The 14,436-nt window shown below is 54.6% G+C and carries 13 protein-coding genes; 4 read left to right on the top strand and 9 right to left on the bottom strand.

All coding sequences use genetic code 11. The features are described from left to right. The first annotated feature begins 128 nt into the window (after nucleotides 1-128). Entirely contained in the window at nucleotides 129-1,502 is a 1,374-nt protein-coding gene (locus tag IEW06_RS07050; protein ID WP_187733304.1) for a LutB/LldF family L-lactate oxidation iron-sulfur protein, read from the top strand. Between the two features lie 99 nt (nucleotides 1,503-1,601). Further along, the gene (locus IEW06_RS07045; protein ID WP_188547810.1) at nucleotides 1,602-2,687 is read left to right on the top strand and encodes a hypothetical protein; all 1,086 of its coding nucleotides are present in this window, start codon (nucleotides 1,602-1,604) and stop codon (nucleotides 2,685-2,687) included. Between the two features lie 56 nt (nucleotides 2,688-2,743). On the opposite strand, the gene sdaAA is transcribed toward IEW06_RS07045, so the two are convergent. Next, the gene (gene sdaAA, locus IEW06_RS07040) at nucleotides 2,744-3,652 is read right to left on the bottom strand and encodes an L-serine ammonia-lyase, iron-sulfur-dependent, subunit alpha (protein WP_187733306.1); all 909 of its coding nucleotides are present in this window, start codon (nucleotides 3,650-3,652) and stop codon (nucleotides 2,744-2,746) included. A gap of 185 nt (nucleotides 3,653-3,837) precedes the next feature. Continuing rightward, nucleotides 3,838-4,296 carry a peptide-methionine (R)-S-oxide reductase MsrB gene (gene msrB / locus IEW06_RS07035; protein WP_188547808.1) on the bottom strand — a complete coding sequence of 153 codons (459 nt, stop codon included), beginning with the start codon at nucleotides 4,294-4,296 and terminating at the stop codon, nucleotides 3,838-3,840. A 197-nt stretch (nucleotides 4,297-4,493) separates the two neighbouring features. Between msrB and IEW06_RS07030 the strand changes: the two genes are divergently transcribed. After that, on the top strand, nucleotides 4,494-6,008 hold the full coding sequence (locus IEW06_RS07030; RefSeq protein WP_187733307.1) for an NAD(P)H-hydrate dehydratase: 1,515 nt from the start codon (nucleotides 4,494-4,496) through the stop codon (nucleotides 6,006-6,008). 31 nt (nucleotides 6,009-6,039) lie between these two features. On the opposite strand, the gene IEW06_RS07025 is transcribed toward IEW06_RS07030, so the two are convergent. The 4 genes from IEW06_RS07025 to pafA form a co-directional block, all read right to left on the bottom strand. Beyond that, nucleotides 6,040-6,936: a UbiA prenyltransferase family protein gene (locus tag IEW06_RS07025; protein WP_187733308.1), complete on the bottom strand. Its 897-nt coding sequence runs from the start codon at nucleotides 6,934-6,936 to the stop codon at nucleotides 6,040-6,042. Nucleotides 6,937-6,997: 61 nt separating this feature from the next. Continuing rightward, on the bottom strand, nucleotides 6,998-7,681 hold the full coding sequence (locus tag IEW06_RS07020; RefSeq protein ID WP_187733309.1) for a DUF6766 family protein: 684 nt from the start codon (nucleotides 7,679-7,681) through the stop codon (nucleotides 6,998-7,000). A 90-nt stretch (nucleotides 7,682-7,771) separates the two neighbouring features. After that, entirely contained in the window at nucleotides 7,772-8,359 is a 588-nt protein-coding gene (locus tag IEW06_RS07015) for an inorganic diphosphatase (RefSeq protein WP_188547806.1), read from the bottom strand. Nucleotides 8,360-8,541: 182 nt separating this feature from the next. Beyond that, nucleotides 8,542-10,251, bottom strand: a complete 1,710-nt coding sequence (gene pafA, locus IEW06_RS07010) for an alkaline phosphatase PafA (protein WP_188547803.1) — start codon at nucleotides 10,249-10,251, stop codon at nucleotides 8,542-8,544. 169 nt (nucleotides 10,252-10,420) lie between these two features. Here pafA and IEW06_RS07005 point away from each other — a divergent pair, with 169 nt between their 5' ends. Continuing rightward, nucleotides 10,421-11,146, top strand: coding sequence for an HAD family hydrolase (locus IEW06_RS07005; protein WP_187733310.1), 726 nt, complete (start codon nucleotides 10,421-10,423; stop codon nucleotides 11,144-11,146). Nucleotides 11,147-11,231: 85 nt separating this feature from the next. Here IEW06_RS07005 and atpG read toward each other — a convergent pair whose 3' ends face one another. From atpG to atpH, 3 genes are all read right to left on the bottom strand, one after another. Next, nucleotides 11,232-12,125, bottom strand: a complete 894-nt coding sequence (gene atpG, locus IEW06_RS07000; protein ID WP_187733311.1) for an ATP synthase F1 subunit gamma — start codon at nucleotides 12,123-12,125, stop codon at nucleotides 11,232-11,234. Between the two features lie 85 nt (nucleotides 12,126-12,210). Further along, the gene (gene atpA / locus IEW06_RS06995; RefSeq protein ID WP_187733312.1) at nucleotides 12,211-13,791 is read right to left on the bottom strand and encodes a F0F1 ATP synthase subunit alpha; all 1,581 of its coding nucleotides are present in this window, start codon (nucleotides 13,789-13,791) and stop codon (nucleotides 12,211-12,213) included. Between the two features lie 9 nt (nucleotides 13,792-13,800). Further along, entirely contained in the window at nucleotides 13,801-14,361 is a 561-nt protein-coding gene (gene atpH, locus IEW06_RS06990) for an ATP synthase F1 subunit delta (RefSeq protein WP_187733313.1), read from the bottom strand. Nucleotides 14,362-14,436: the final 75 nt, after the last annotated feature.

The raw sequence follows: 14,436 nt of genomic DNA, 5'->3' as shown, positions 1-14,436 counted from the left end.
GGCTAAGAGTATTCAAAAAGCCTTTTAATGCTTGGATAGCGGACGTAAGACGTAACTTTAAGGTAGAATTCAGAGTTACCAGTTGCTTCCTCTGTTGGCTTCGGCCTACTGCTTATCCTTTTGCCGCCATGACTAAAGTCATTCAATTTCTCGCCGATTCGGAATCCAAAGCATTCGATTTAGAGCATCGGCGCAAGATTCGCTTCAACATTGGCAAGTACAACGCGGCCGTCCAGACAGGCCTTACCTGGTACTACGACCACGAGCTGGCGCGGGAGCGGGCATCGTACCTGAAGGCGAAAGTGATTAACAACCTCGACCAGTATCTGCTGGAGTTTGAGCGCAACTTCACTGAGCGCGGCGGCAAGGTTATCTGGGCCCAGAATGCGGAAGAAGCCTTGTATGAGATTGGCAAAATCATGGCTCGGCGCCACGCCCGCACGGTGGTGAAGGCCAAGAGCATGACCACTGAGGAGATTCACCTTAACAAGTTTCTGGAGAAAAACGGCATCGAGTCGGTGGAGACGGACCTAGGCGAGTACATTGTGCAGCTCAACGGCGAGCGGCCCTACCACATCGTTACGCCGGCCATGCACCTGAGCAAGGCCGATATTGCCGCCATCTTCGTCAAGCACCTCGGCATCGAGCACACCGATGACGCCCAAAAACTCGTGCTCACCGCCCGCCACTTGCTGCGCGATAAGTACACGTCGGCCGAAGTAGGCATTACGGGGGGTAATTTTCTGATTGCTGATACCGGCGCCGTGGCCGTGACTGAGAACGAAGGCAACGCCCGCCTGTCGGCCACGTTTCCGCGCACGCACATTGCCATTGTGGGCATTGAGAAGGTGATTCCAACCATGCAGGACTTGAACTTGTTCTGGCCCTTGCTCAGCACAAGCGGCACCGGCCAGCAAGTGACGGTGTACAACACCATCTATACAGGCCCGCGCCAACCGCTGGAAAAAGACGGCCCCGACGAGATGTTCGTGGTACTCCTCGACAACGGCCGCACCAACCTGCTGGCTCAGCCCGACAAGCGCGAAGCGCTACACTGCATTCGGTGCGGCGCTTGCCTGAACGTGTGTCCGGTGTATAAAAACATCGGGGGCCATACCTACGAGGCCACCTACTCCGGCCCCATCGGCTCCGTGATTACGCCCCACTTATCGGGCATGGCCGAGAACAAGCATCTGAGCTATGCCAGCAGCTTGTGCGGGGCCTGCACGTCGGTGTGTCCGGTGAAGATCAATATTCATAATATTCTGCTCAAAAACCGGCAGCAGAGCGTGGCGGAAGGCCACACGGACAAAGAAGAGCGTATTGCCATTCAGCTATGGATGCGCACTATGAAGAGTCGGCGCTTGCTGAACTTACTGCCCGCAAAAGCCAAAAACTGGGTACTGATGCGCATGCTGAGCCAGGTAGGCTGGAACAAGCGCCGCGATGCGCTGGAGGTGGCGCCTAAGTCGTTTAATAAGATGTGGAAGGAGCGGAAATAAGCTCATTTCTAATAGAGCAGTAATCTTTTATAGTCGCAACCAACCCTGCGAGCTGAACCAGAGTAGAACAGCGGCATACCGGTGTACTATTCTATTTTTATGCTCGATGTAGTATTGCGTGTTCTGGCTTTCGGAGCCGGAGCGGCCTTGGTAGTGTATACCGTGATGGGGGCCATCCGCTCCTTCGTTCTACCGCGTAACGATCTGGTAATCATCAACAAATGGATGTACTGGGTCATTCGGAAGCTATTCACCGCCCTTACCTCCCTATTCAAGACGTTTGCCGCGCGCGACCGGATAATGGCCATGTATGCGCCCGTAAGTTTGGTGGCGCTAGAAATAGTTTGGCTGGTGCTGGTAGCGCTAGGCTACACAGCCATTTACTGGGCCATAGGAGAAGGCTCTTTGATCGACTGCTTTAAATTCAGTAATAGTTCACTGCTTACCATCGGCTCCGAAAAGGCCGACTCATTAGCGGGCGATATCCTGAGCTATTCGGAGGCCACGCTTGGCTTGCTGCTGATTACGCTGCTGATTTCTTATCTGCCGACTATTTATCAGGCTTACTCGCGGCGCGAGTTGGTGGTGGCCCGGCTGGAGCGTCGGGCGGGCACGCCGGTGTCGGCGCTGGGCTTGCTTGTGTGGCTTCAGCGGACCAGTTTGCTCGCAGATGAAGGGCCGCAGTGGGAGCAGTGGGAAGAATGGTGCATGGAGTTGGAGGAAACGCACACCTCTCTGCCCGTCTTGGCTTATTTCCGCTCGCCCCAGCCGGGCCGCTCCTGGGTAACTGCGCTGGGCACCATCCTCGATACAGCAGCCCTGCGCATTAGCACGGTCGATAAGCCCCGCGACGCCCGAATTGAGCTTTGCTTTAAAGCCGGCTGCATTGCCCTTACCCGCATTGCGCGCTTTTTTCAGGAGCGCACCCGTTCGAAGCCGGCTCCTTACCTGGGCCCCACTGACCCCATGCAGAACCCCAGCCATGAGGAGTTTCTCAGGGCTTATGAGCTTTTATCCGAGACAGATGTGCCCGTTGTGGCCGATAAGGAAGCTGCTTGGAATAAGTATCATCTTTTGCGAAGCCGCTACACGCACGCTGTTGAGTACCTGGCTAAGCTCACGATGGCGCCGGCCATTAAGCCCGTTGCTCCCCATAAGGAAGATGTGAAGGAAGCCAATCAATAGAGCATAAAAAAGCCCCCCAGAAGCTTCTGGGGGGCTTTTTTTATTGACAACTTAACTCAATAATTATTTTCCTCGTCGGGCAGAATATTGATGTCCTGCACCAATACCCGCTGCTCAATCTCGCGGCCGCGGGGCGTGTTGGCCAAGCCGCCGAGAGCAGTTTCCTTATAGCGCGTTTCCATGCTTTGGCCCACTTCACCCAGCGCCATCACGCACTGATCGACGGGAATAACCGGATTGACGCCGGCAATGGCAATCTGGGCGGATGAGAAGGCAATAGCCGCCGCCGAAGCGTTGCGCACCACGCAGGGCACTTCTACCAGGCCCGCCACGGGGTCGCAGATGAGACCCAGCATACATTGAATGGTGATGGCTACGGCCGCGAAGGTTTGCTCTACGTCGCCGCCGAGGCAGTACACAATAGCACCGGAGCCCATAGCCGCCGCACTACCCGTTTCGGCCTGACAGCCACCCACAGCCCCAGCCAACGAAGCATTCTGCTCAATAATCAGGGCAATGCCGGCCGCAACGAGCAAGCCTTCGTGAATCTTGCGGTCGTCGAGCTTATGCAAATCCTGGAGCGTGACCAGTACACCGGGCAGAATACCGGAGGCGCCAGCTGTAGGCGCGGCCACTACCCGGCCCATGCAGGAGTTCACTTCTTTGGCGCCCAATGCTCTGGTAATTAGCTGCTTGAACTCAGGCGACAATACCGTAACCGGCGAGGCGGCAATCTTCTTCGCGCCGTTGTTTACCATGCCCGAGCGGGAAGTCATGTCCTCAGTGAGGCCCGTGTGCACGGCTTCGCGCATCACATCGTAGGCCCGCTGCACGCCAGCCCAGATTTCCTCTTCGGTGCGGCCTTTCTGCTCAATCTCGTAGGCCAGTACGGGCTGATACAGCGCTTCCCCGGTACGGGCGCAATGCGCTTCCCAGCTGGCAAAATCGGTGAATAATAAGGACATGGTGGGTGGGGGGCAAATGTGGGTGGAATCTCGCTGTTTCAACGCGAAACAGAAGCGAGGGGTGCAAAAATCGCGATAATTTCGGCAGCAGCTTCAGCGGCCTTTGCACAAAAAAGCAGCTATCCGATTAAGATAGCTGCTTTTTGAATTTGAGTAATCAGAGGCTACAGTTCTTATGGGCAAAGTCAGGCCTTTTGTGGCTCCTGTACCAGCTGAACTGAGGCCGAATTAATGCACAAGCGCAGGCCGCTGGGGGGCGGTCCGTCGGGAAATACGTGGCCCTGGTGGGCATCGCATACGTTGCAGAGCACTTCCACGCGGGTCATGCCGTAGCTGGTGTCTTTTTTGTATTTGATGGCGTTTTCCTGCACCGGCTGCGTGAAGCTCGGCCAGCCCGTACCCGATTCGAACTTGGTGCGCGAGTCATAGAGGGGCGTGCCACAGCACACGCAGGCGTACAGGCCAGCCTCGTGGGCTTCGCAGTATTCACCACTGAAAGCGCGCTCCGTGCCGTGTTCGCGCGTAACGTGGTACTGCTCAGGAGTGAGCTGGGCCTTCCACTCGGCGTCGGATTTTACTACGCGGCGCTCGGGGGGCATATTGCCATTGTTGGCGAGGCGAATGACGTCGTTCCAGGTTTGCATAGTCTTGGGTCTTGCAGTTGGGTTCAGAGAATAGTATTAATGTGCAAACGCCGTGGGTGCCTTGTAAGTTTAATGAGGCCGGCAGCCAATGCGTGCGTAGCAGTGCGGGTAGCTTTCCTGATTTCGCTACAATTAAAATAAGCAGAAAGTGCGGGCACAATGAAACGCGCCATTGATTTTCACGCTACACCTTACGTATGAAAATCTTCACCGCCGCCCAAACCCGCGCCGCCGATCAGGCTACTATTCAATCTGAAGGCATCAGCTCCGAAGCCCTCATGGAGCGCGCCGCCACCGCCTTCACCGATTGGCTTACCGCTCGGCTGTCGCCCAAAGAAGCCGGCGAGATCCTGATACTCTGTGGCCCCGGCAACAATGGCGGCGACGGCCTAGTGGTAGCACGCCGACTGTATGGCCGCGACTACACGGTGCGAGTGGCCGTGTTACCGTCGGAAAATAAGTCGGGTGATTTTCAGCGGAACTTCCAAAAATTGCCCCCCGAGGTCATCGTTACCGAGCTATCAGCCACAAATTTGCTCCCCATCCCGGCGGGCGCGCTTGTAATCGACGCGCTGTTTGGCACTGGCCTGACGCGGCCGCTGGAAGGCTTGGCCGCCGCCGTAGTGCAGCATCTGAACGCCGCGCAGGCGCGGGTGGTAGCCGTGGATATTCCGTCCGGGCTTTTCTCCGATGCGCCCCAACCAGCCGACAGCATCGTAGTGCGGGCCCGGCACACGGTCAGCTTTGAGCTGCCCAAGCTGGCTTTCATGCTGCCTCATAATGCCGAGTACGTTGGCCAGTGGCACGTACTGCCCATTGATCTAGACAAGAAGTTTATCGAGGAAACTGCGACCAAACTTCACTTCCTTGACGCCGCTCTACTAGCCGGACGGCTTCAGAAGCGCGCGCGCTTTGCTCATAAGGGCACCTATGGTCACGCGTTGCTGCTGGCCGGTAGCAAGGGCAAAATAGGTGCTGCGGTGCTGGCCGCGCAGGCCTGCCTACGAAGCGGCGTGGGCCTGCTTACCCTGCGCGTACCGGCTGTGGGCTACGATGTGGTACAAACAGCCGTGCCCGAAGCCATGTGCCTCACCGACCCAGCCGCCGATTTTGTATCTGAGCTACCTGACCTCACGCCCTACTCCAGTATCGGAATCGGGCCCGGCCTGGGCAAAGAAAAAGCCCCCCAACAGGTGCTCGCGCAACTTTTGCGCGAGGCAAAAGTGCCGCTTGTGCTGGACGCCGATGCCTTGAATATATTGGCCGAAAACCGGGAGCTGTTGGCCACGCTTCCCCCCGATTCGCTGCTCACGCCTCACCCTAAAGAATTTGAACGCCTCGCAGGCCCCGCCCGCGACGACTATCATCGGCTCGATTTGCTGCGCGATTTCTGCCAGAAGCATAGGTGCTATACCATTTTGAAAGGCGCAAACACCTGCCTTGGCACGCCCGATGGCACGCTCTACTTTAACAGCACCGGCAACCCCGGCATGGCCACCGGCGGCTCGGGCGATGTACTCACGGGCATCCTCACCGCGCTCCGTGCCCAGCCGCTTTCCCCCCTTGACGCAGCCTTGATTGGTATCTACGCCCACGGCCGCGCCGGCGACTTGGCAGCCCAGGTTACCGGCGAAGCGGGCTTAGTAGCGGGAGATATCGCGCGGTTTATCGGGCCGGCGTTGGAGGAGCTAACAACGAAAGAATCCTTTTAATCAGGTTCGCTAAGTCAGCGCCGAGGAGAGTTCAGGACACCCAATACACCGCCAGAAACTGCACCAGCATCACGCCATCGGCCAACACAGCAAAGTAGTAGTCCGGACGAGTTTCGTCGGCATACCAAATGATGAGGGCGGCCAGCGCTGTGGGAATGGTGAGCACCAACAGATAGAGCAGGGTAACCCCCTGAGGAATAAGCACTCCGGAAATAGCGAGAGCTAACAGCGCTAATACTTTGGTGGATTTTACCCCAAAAATTCCCGGAAACGTGTGTGTGCCGCTCAACAGGTCTTTGGTATAATCCCGAATGTCAAATACAAAAGCCAGGGCCAGAATAAAGAAAAACCGGCGCGCGAAGAGCACGAGCACCACGGGCGCTGTCAGGCTTTTATGCATGTAAAGAGCCGGAATCCAGACGGTGACGGCGGCCCAGACATAGGCAATCAAAAAAACCTTGAGCAGCGGCAAATCGCGGAGGGCGCGCCAGCGGCCTCTAATGCGCACGATGGGCAATGAGTACAGCAGCGAAATGGCGGCCAGATGCGCCAGAAACCCAGTCATTGGCTGCCAGCCATCGAGCCAAAAAAGCCCTCCAGCTACTGCCAGCGCCGCCAAAGCCAGCATAAACAGCTCGCGGCGGTGCTGAATCATCCAAAGCTTGCGGCCCGACAGCACGAGCTGTTGGCGGTGCTTGTAGGGCAGTACGCTGTCGATGTTGTAAAGGAATAGCGTAGCGGCAAAAATCATCACCCCCAACCGTCCCGGAATATGGACGCGCCAGAACAGAAACGTGGCCCACGTAAGTCCCGCCGCCGCCGCCGACACCAGCACGCTGCTGTAAAGCACGGCATCAGTCCACCGCTTCAGGCCAGTGAAGGCGGAAGCAGGAGCAGTAGCCGGCGATTTGTCGATACTATCGTGCATGGCAGCGGGGGCAAGCGGGGGCAAAAAACGCAACGCTCAGCCCCAAAGGTACGGTTCCCTCCTATTTGCCCGTTTCGGCGTAGCTCGCATCCACGGGCTTCGATTCGGGGGAGCCTTTATGGCGCAGAAAAATGGATAAGACCACGATGGAAACGATGGACAGGAACTCGCTCTGCCAGTTTTGCAGCGACTCAAACCAAAATCGGGAGGTTTGCATATAGCCCCATACGCTGACCAGTGGCTCACCCTCATGCGCCTGCTCAATATTGTAGACCTCGGTTCCACCCAAAGCGTGCAGGTACAAGGCGCCCAGAAACAGCAGAAAAAAGGCTAGGCTCAGCGAATTCTGATACAGCTTTAACACCCAGCCGCCACGCTTCACCGCGCTCGGCGCATCCAGCTTATTAGGGTCTGGATCCTGGTCTACTTCTTCTTTCTCGTAAAGCTTTTTCGACTCGGAAGAGCCCCGTTGGCGCAGCCACACAGTGAGCAATACGTACAGAGCCATTTGCAGAAACTCGCTTTCCCAGTTCTCAAAGGTGGCCTCGATGAAGTGGCCCGATTGAACATACTGGCTTAGCGTGAGCGGAGCCAGTTCCATTTGCTTTAGCTCGTCGTTGTAGTCGTGCCACCCTGTAAATAGCTGGCCTACAAGTGTAAGCAAAACTAAAATCGTTACGATAACCGAGAGGCTGTTCTCGTAGAGCCAGCGCCATACTGACGATGCGGGTGGGTGGGTAAGCATACACCGCCTTACGACGGAGCCCTAAAAAAGATAAGCGGTCCGCCGGCAAACTACCAGCGGACCGCTTTACGGCACAGAAATATCCCTTTTTTATAGCTCTACGCCAGCCGGGCGAGGCTTTACGGGCGGTGTGGCGCCGCCCAGTGGAAAGGTATCGTTGTAGAGTTTGATGCTGTCGCCGATGATGCGGTAAGCATCTTCGCGGCCCATAAAGCGCTCCACCGATACTTGCTTGTTCTCCAAAGCTTTATAATCCTCGAAGAAACGGCGCATCTCGCGCAGGGTGTGGGGGGGCAAATCGGCGATGTCGTTGAAGTGGTTCACCGAAATATCGTTGGCAGCCACGGCAATAATCTTGTCGTCTTCCTCATTCTGGTCAATCATCTGCATCACGCCAATGACTTTGGCCTCAATGATACACATGGGCACCACATCGACGGAGCAGATAACCAGGATATCAAGCGGGTCTTTATCGTCGCAGTAGGTCTGGGGAATGAAGCCGTAAGCAGCAGGGTAATGCACTGCCGAAAACAGCACGCGGTCCAGCTTAAGCAGGCCGCTGGCCTTATCCAACTCGTATTTGCCTTTCGAGCCCTTCGGAATTTCGATGATGCCATTTACAACGTTCGGAGCGTTATCACCGCGCTCTACATCGTGCCAGGGGTTAAAGTGAGTCATTATTGTGAAAGAGAAAGTAAAATCTTGAAATCAGAAGTAAAACTTTGCCGCTGTTACAAACGCGAGTTATAAAGAAGCAAAAAATTATCAGGCCGCAGGTGCGTACGGATTAGCTGGCATGAAGATGCCGCGAGATGATAAAAAGCTGATTCTAACCATTAAAGCCAGCTTTTAACTTATAACTAACGCAAAACTTCCACTAGTGGCTTCCCCGTACAGCCATCGGGTTCCTGAATACGGAGCCAACTGGCAATTGTAGGTGCAATATCGGTAATAGCAGCCGGAGTGCGCGATTCGCCGTGGCGAACGTGCCAGCCCCAGAACACTAACGGTACATGGGTATCGTAGTTGCCCGACGAGCCGTGGGTAGTGCCTTTGTTAACGGGATAAGCATACGACTCAAGCCAACCTGGCTCTAGTACTACCAGCACATCACCGCTGCGCTTCGGAAAAAAACCATTTTCCAAGAACATCAGCATGCCACTTTCCCAGTGCGATTTCTGCAAATCGTCGGAGGTGATGGCGCGCGTCACGCCCGCAAAGTTCAATACAATATCAGCTACCTCGTCCTGAAACTGACGAAGGTTTTGTTTGCGCTCGGCGATAAGCGGCCGGTTGAGATATACCTGTTGGTTGTCGTAAGCTAGCACCCAATTACCTGCCCCATGACGGCGCTCCAACTCGCGCTGCACCGAGTCGCGCATGATGCGCGGCCCCACTGAGCCAGCGGGAATGCGGTGGCTCCGCAGGAAGTCGGGCGAGTGCGCTGCGCCATGGTCAGCTGACAGGAAAATCAGGGCATTGCCCTTGCCTACTGTTTTATCCAGATACTCCAGCAAACGCTTTATTTCCAAATCTAGCCGCAGGTAAGTGTCTTCCGCCTCAATCGAATTAGGTCCAAACTGGTGACCAATATAGTCGGGCGAGGAAAAGCTCAGGGCCAGAAAATCGGTCACGCCACGCTGGCCCAGCTGCTCCGCCCGAATTGCCTCCATGGCAAAATCTAGGGACAGCGTATTACCGAAGGGGGTAGAGCGAATAAGGTCAAGGTTGCGGGCGGCAGCCACGGGGGGCTTTTCACCGGCGGTTTGTAGGGCTGCTTTCGTCTGCGTAGCAGGAGCGGCACTTAGAGAGGGCAAGTCGTGCGGAAACACAGGCTTAGTTTCCCCTCTGAAGGCACTTTCCCAAGGCACATCGTCAGCGGTGCTCTCAGTATATTGAGCAATAGGCAGCAGCGTATTCCAGGGCTTGTCGAGGTACTGAGCCGGCAGGTTCCGTTCGTTAAACTTGGTCACCCACTCCGGCAAACTGTTTTGGTAGAAAGTGCTGGTAATGAAAGCGCCGTTCACGCCATCGTACCAATAAGCACCGGTAGCGGAGTGACCGGCTGGCAGAATGGAGCCCCGGTCCTTGACCGAAACCCCAATCACCTTCGCTTGAAAATTGGTGGCCAACCGCAGCTCGTCCGTAATGGTGCTCGTGAGCATATGACGCGGCGACTGTTGACCAGCCTCAGCGGTTCCGCCCACCGACTGCACCGTTTTATCTTCGGTTACATACGTGGCCCGGCCCGCCTCACGTACGTACCAGTTATTTCCCACAATGCCGTGAACGGAAGGCGTGGTGCCTGTATAAATACTGGCGTGGCCCGGTCCGGTATAAGTCGGCACGTAGTTGTAGTGGGTATTCTCATAGCTAAAGCCTTCACCGAGCAAGCGTTTAAAGCCGCCATTACCATACTTATCCCAGTAGCGATAGAGATAGTCGTAGCGCATTTGGTCTACCACTATGCCTACTACCAGCTTAGGGCGGTCAAGGGGTTTACCTTTTTTCTGGGCAAAAGTCGGCGCTACCAAGGTAATGGCCAGCAACAGGAATAGGCTCTTTTTCAAAACAGTAGCATGTGTAACCGCCTGGCTTCTTGCGGTTGGCGACAAAAGCCAGCGTTTGCGGGCGCAAAGATAGCCGCCCGCACTCGTAATTCAGGGAGCCGGCAGCCGAAATAGCCTACGTGCCGTACACCAACAGATTATTCTTTTATTAAAACTACTTTCTCCTTGTATGCCTAATGCTTCTGACTACGCACTCATCTTTGATATGGATGGGGTTTTAATTGATAACACTGCTTACCAAGCTCGTGCCTTTCAGCTATTGTTTCGCGAACATAGTCTGACCACTAATGCGCGTCGGCTGCTAGAGCGCCTGAATGGCATGCCGGCCACCAATATTCTGAAAACAGTTTTTCGGCATCCAGTGCCCGAAAAGGAGCTCAAGAAGTACGCCGATCAACGCGAGTTTCTGTACCGGGTACTCTACTGGAATAAGCGCCGCGAAGCGGCTGGCCTCACCAAATTCCTGACAGCAGCCCGAGCAGCAGGCTTCAAAATAGGTCTCGGAACAGCTTCGCCTCCCGAAACGATCGAGTACATCATCGACCACTTAAACCTGCGTCACTTGTTCGATACCATCACAGGCAAGGCTGATGTAGAGCGGGGTAAGCCGCACGCCGATACTTTCACCGTTGCCGCTAAGCAGCTTAGCGTACCACCGGAGCGCTGTATTGTCTTTGAAGATGCAGTGTTGGGCGAACAAGCAGCTTATAAGGCCGGTATGCGTTGTATTTGTCTTAGCACCAGCGTGAAGGCCAGCAAGTTTCAAAACCCTATGAAAGTCATTAAAGACTTCACCGAAATTGCCCCCCAGGATGTGCTTAACATGATCGAACAGTATCCGAAAGCACCGAAACCTGATAAACAGACTGCCCAACGTCAGTACGCCAAGCTTTAGCGACAAATCCAGCGTATGTATGTGTTACATAAAAAAGCCCCCCAGAATGTTTCTGGGGGGCTTTTTTATGTAATAATAATCCTTTTTAACGACTTGCAGCCAGTGCTTCGGCACCACCCACAATTTCGAGAATCTCAGTAGTGATAGCAGCCTGACGCGTACGGTTGTATGTGAGCTTCAGTGACTTTAACAATTCACCAGCATTTTCAGTAGCCTTATCCATCGCCGTCATGCGGGCACCATGCTCTGAGGCATTGCTCTCCAATACAGCTTTATACAGTTGCACTTTCAGCGACTGCGGAATCAGGGTTTGCACGATTTCCTCTTTCGACGGCTCGAAGATGTAATCAACGTTGGCGGTTGGAGTTGCCGTCACAGGTGCCTCAACGGCTACAAGTGGCAACAACTGCTCAGCGCGTACTATTTGCGTAGCCACGTTCTTGAACTCATTGTATACCATCGTCACCTCATCGAACTGCCCAGACCGGAAACCTTCCATCGCTTCCTCAGCCGCCACGCGCACCGTGTCGAATGACAAGGAGCCAAAAACGTGGTTGTAATTGCCAAGCATTGGCAGGCGGCGACGCACGAAATACTCATGAGCACGCTTACCAATGGCTAACACCGTTACGTTTCCAGCCGCGGCCTGAGTGCTATAGCGGCTTGCCAACAGCTGATTTACACCTTTAAAAATGTTGCTGTTGAAGGCACCAGCCAAGCCGCGGTCAGAAGTGATAGCGATTACAAGCACGCGGCGCACTTCGCGTTGCACACTGTACTCGCTTTCTACTCCACTTTCAGCAGAGCTAGTCAGATTGTTCAGAATGCTATTTAACCGCTGGGCATAAGGGCGCATACGCAGGATATTATCCTGCGCGCGGCGCAGCTTAGCCGCCGCCACCATTTTCATGGCTTTGGTGATTTGCTGCGTGCTCTGCACCGATATGATGCGGCTCCGGACTTCTTTTAAGCTGGCCATTCTTGATTATCAACTTGTTGAATACCTGAGAACTGAATGATTAGCTATAAGAGCAACTTCATTCAATACTCAGGTATCTAACTATTTATTTTGCGTAAGACGCCGACAAGTCCTTTGCCACCTGACGGATAGCGTTCGTGATGTTGTCGTCGAGCTTACCTGCTTTCAAAGCTTGCAGAGCCTCAGGGTGACGGGTCTGCATAACCTGACGGAACTCAATTTCGAAGGCGCGAACCTTTTCAACAGGCACGTTATCCAGCAAGCCGTTGGTAGCCGCGTAGATAATAGCGACTTGGTCTTCCACTTTTACCGGCGAGAACTGAGGCTGCTTCAGAATCTCTAGGTTGCGACGGCCACGCTCAATTGTGAGCTTGGTAGAAGCGTCAAGGTCCGAACCGAACTTGGCGAAAGCTTCCAATTCGCGGAACTGGGCTTGATCCAGCTTCAGCGTACCAGCTACCTTCTTCATCGACTTGATCTGGGCGTTACCACCTACGCGTGACACCGAGATACCTACGTTAATAGCAGGACGCACACCAGAGTTAAACAAGTTGGTTTCCAAGAAGATCTGTCCGTCCGTAATCGAAATTACGTTGGTCGGGATGTAAGCCGATACGTCACCAGCTTGAGTCTCGATCAGGGGAAGAGCCGTTAGTGAACCACCACCTTTTACCAAGTGCTTAATGCTCTCGGGCAAGTCGTTCATATCGCGAGCGATGGTGTCGGAAGCGTTGATCTTCGCGGCACGCTCTAGCAAGCGGCTGTGCAGATAGAATACGTCACCAGGATAAGCTTCGCGACCTGGAGGGCGACGTAGCAACAGCGACACTTCGCGGTAAGCTACTGCCTGCTTTGACAAGTCATCGTACACAACTAGTGCGGGACGACCAGTATCGCGGAAGAACTCACCGATAGCAGCACCTGTAAAGGGAGCAAAGAACTGCATCGGAGCTGGGTCAGAGGCCGAAGCGGCTACAACTACTGTGTAGTCCATGGCACCACCACGCTGCAGGGCGTTTACTACCTGAGCAACAGTAGAAGCCTTCTGACCTACGGCTACATAAATGCAGAATACAGGCTCCCCGCGCTCGAAGAACTCGCGCTGATTCAGGATAGCATCGAGAGCAACCGTAGACTTGCCCGTCTGACGGTCACCGATGATCAATTCGCGCTGGCCACGGCCAATCGGAATCATGGCGTCGATAGCCTTGATACCCGTTTGTAAAGGCTCGTTTACTGGCTGACGGTAGATTACACCGGGAGCTTTGCGCTCTAGAGGCATTTCATACAACTCGCCAGCAATAGGGCCACGACCGTCGATAGGCTGACCGAGCGTGTTTACCACGCGGCCAATGATGCCTTCACCCACTTTGATGGAGGCAATTTTATTTGTGCGGCGTACCGTAGCTCCCTCGCGGATTTCGCTGTAGTCGCCGAGCATTACGGCACCTACATTGTCTTCTTCAAGATTAAGAACTAGGGCTTGCAGGCCGTTTTCAAATTCCAGCAATTCCCCCGACTGGGCATTACCCAGTCCGTAGATGCGGGCCACACCGTCGCCCACCTGCAGCACCGTGCCGACTTCTTCAAGTTCGGCTGCGGTCTTGAAATTGGACAACTGCTCCCGCAGGATGGCGGATACTTCATCCGGACGTACTTCTGCCATGATGCTGAGTTATAGTTGGGGTTGGTAGGGGTTCTTCGTGAACTCGCCGCGCAGCTTGCGCAAGCGGTTGCGCACCGAGTCGTCAATCTGCTGGTCACCTACGCGCAGCACAAAACCGCCAATAAGTGACTCATCAATTTTCTCAGTGAGCGTAATGCTCTGGAGGCCGGTTTGGCGGCGTACCAGTTGGGTTACTTCCTCGCGCAAAGCTGGCGTCAGGGGTTGAGCCGTAGTGACTTGAGCTACCTGAATACCGCGGAGGCGTTCGTATTGACTCTGAAACTCGGTAGCTACCCATTCCAAAGCACTTTCGCGGTTGTGCTGAGTAATGATGGTGAAGAATTTCTCCGTCACCTCCGACACTTTGCCGCCGAAAATGGCACGCAGAATAGCCAGCTTCTTATCGTGCTTCACAATGGGGTTGCGCAGCAAGAGACGCAGGTCACGGTTCTGCTCCAGGGTTTTGGCAAACAGATCCATATCCTCTTTTACTTGCGGCAGATTGCCTCGCTCCTGCGCCAAGTCTAGCATAGACTTAGCATAGCGGGAAGCAGCTCGTTGTTCAGACATTTTTGTAGGGTTTGAAACTGATAGCTTAAATCATGAAGGAAGAAGTACCGCTGAGTATGATTCCTTCCAGCTTAT

The organism is Hymenobacter qilianensis (assembly GCF_014638675.1).
Taxonomy (GTDB): Bacteria; Bacteroidota; Bacteroidia; order Cytophagales; family Hymenobacteraceae; genus Hymenobacter; species Hymenobacter qilianensis.
Note: the sequence above shows the minus strand (reverse complement) of the source record. Positions and strands in the feature narration are given on the sequence as shown.

Coding starts and splice junctions, on each gene's coding strand:
- IEW06_RS07020 (WP_187733309.1), bottom strand. CDS start 7,681: ATGCTTACCCACCCACCCGCATCGTCAGTATGGCGCTGGCTCTACGAG.
- IEW06_RS07025 (WP_187733308.1), bottom strand. CDS start 6,936: ATGCACGATAGTATCGACAAATCGCCGGCTACTGCTCCTGCTTCCGCC.
- atpH (WP_187733313.1), bottom strand. CDS start 14,361: ATGTCTGAACAACGAGCTGCTTCCCGCTATGCTAAGTCTATGCTAGAC.
- IEW06_RS07030 (WP_187733307.1), top strand. CDS start 4,494: ATGAAAATCTTCACCGCCGCCCAAACCCGCGCCGCCGATCAGGCTACT.
- atpA (WP_187733312.1), bottom strand. CDS start 13,791: ATGGCAGAAGTACGTCCGGATGAAGTATCCGCCATCCTGCGGGAGCAG.
- atpG (WP_187733311.1), bottom strand. CDS start 12,125: ATGGCCAGCTTAAAAGAAGTCCGGAGCCGCATCATATCGGTGCAGAGC.
- IEW06_RS07015 (WP_188547806.1), bottom strand. CDS start 8,359: ATGACTCACTTTAACCCCTGGCACGATGTAGAGCGCGGTGATAACGCT.
- IEW06_RS07050 (WP_187733304.1), top strand. CDS start 129: ATGACTAAAGTCATTCAATTTCTCGCCGATTCGGAATCCAAAGCATTC.
- IEW06_RS07005 (WP_187733310.1), top strand. CDS start 10,421: ATGCCTAATGCTTCTGACTACGCACTCATCTTTGATATGGATGGGGTT.
- sdaAA (WP_187733306.1), bottom strand. CDS start 3,652: ATGTCCTTATTATTCACCGATTTTGCCAGCTGGGAAGCGCATTGCGCC.
- IEW06_RS07045 (WP_188547810.1), top strand. CDS start 1,602: ATGCTCGATGTAGTATTGCGTGTTCTGGCTTTCGGAGCCGGAGCGGCC.
- msrB (WP_188547808.1), bottom strand. CDS start 4,296: ATGCAAACCTGGAACGACGTCATTCGCCTCGCCAACAATGGCAATATG.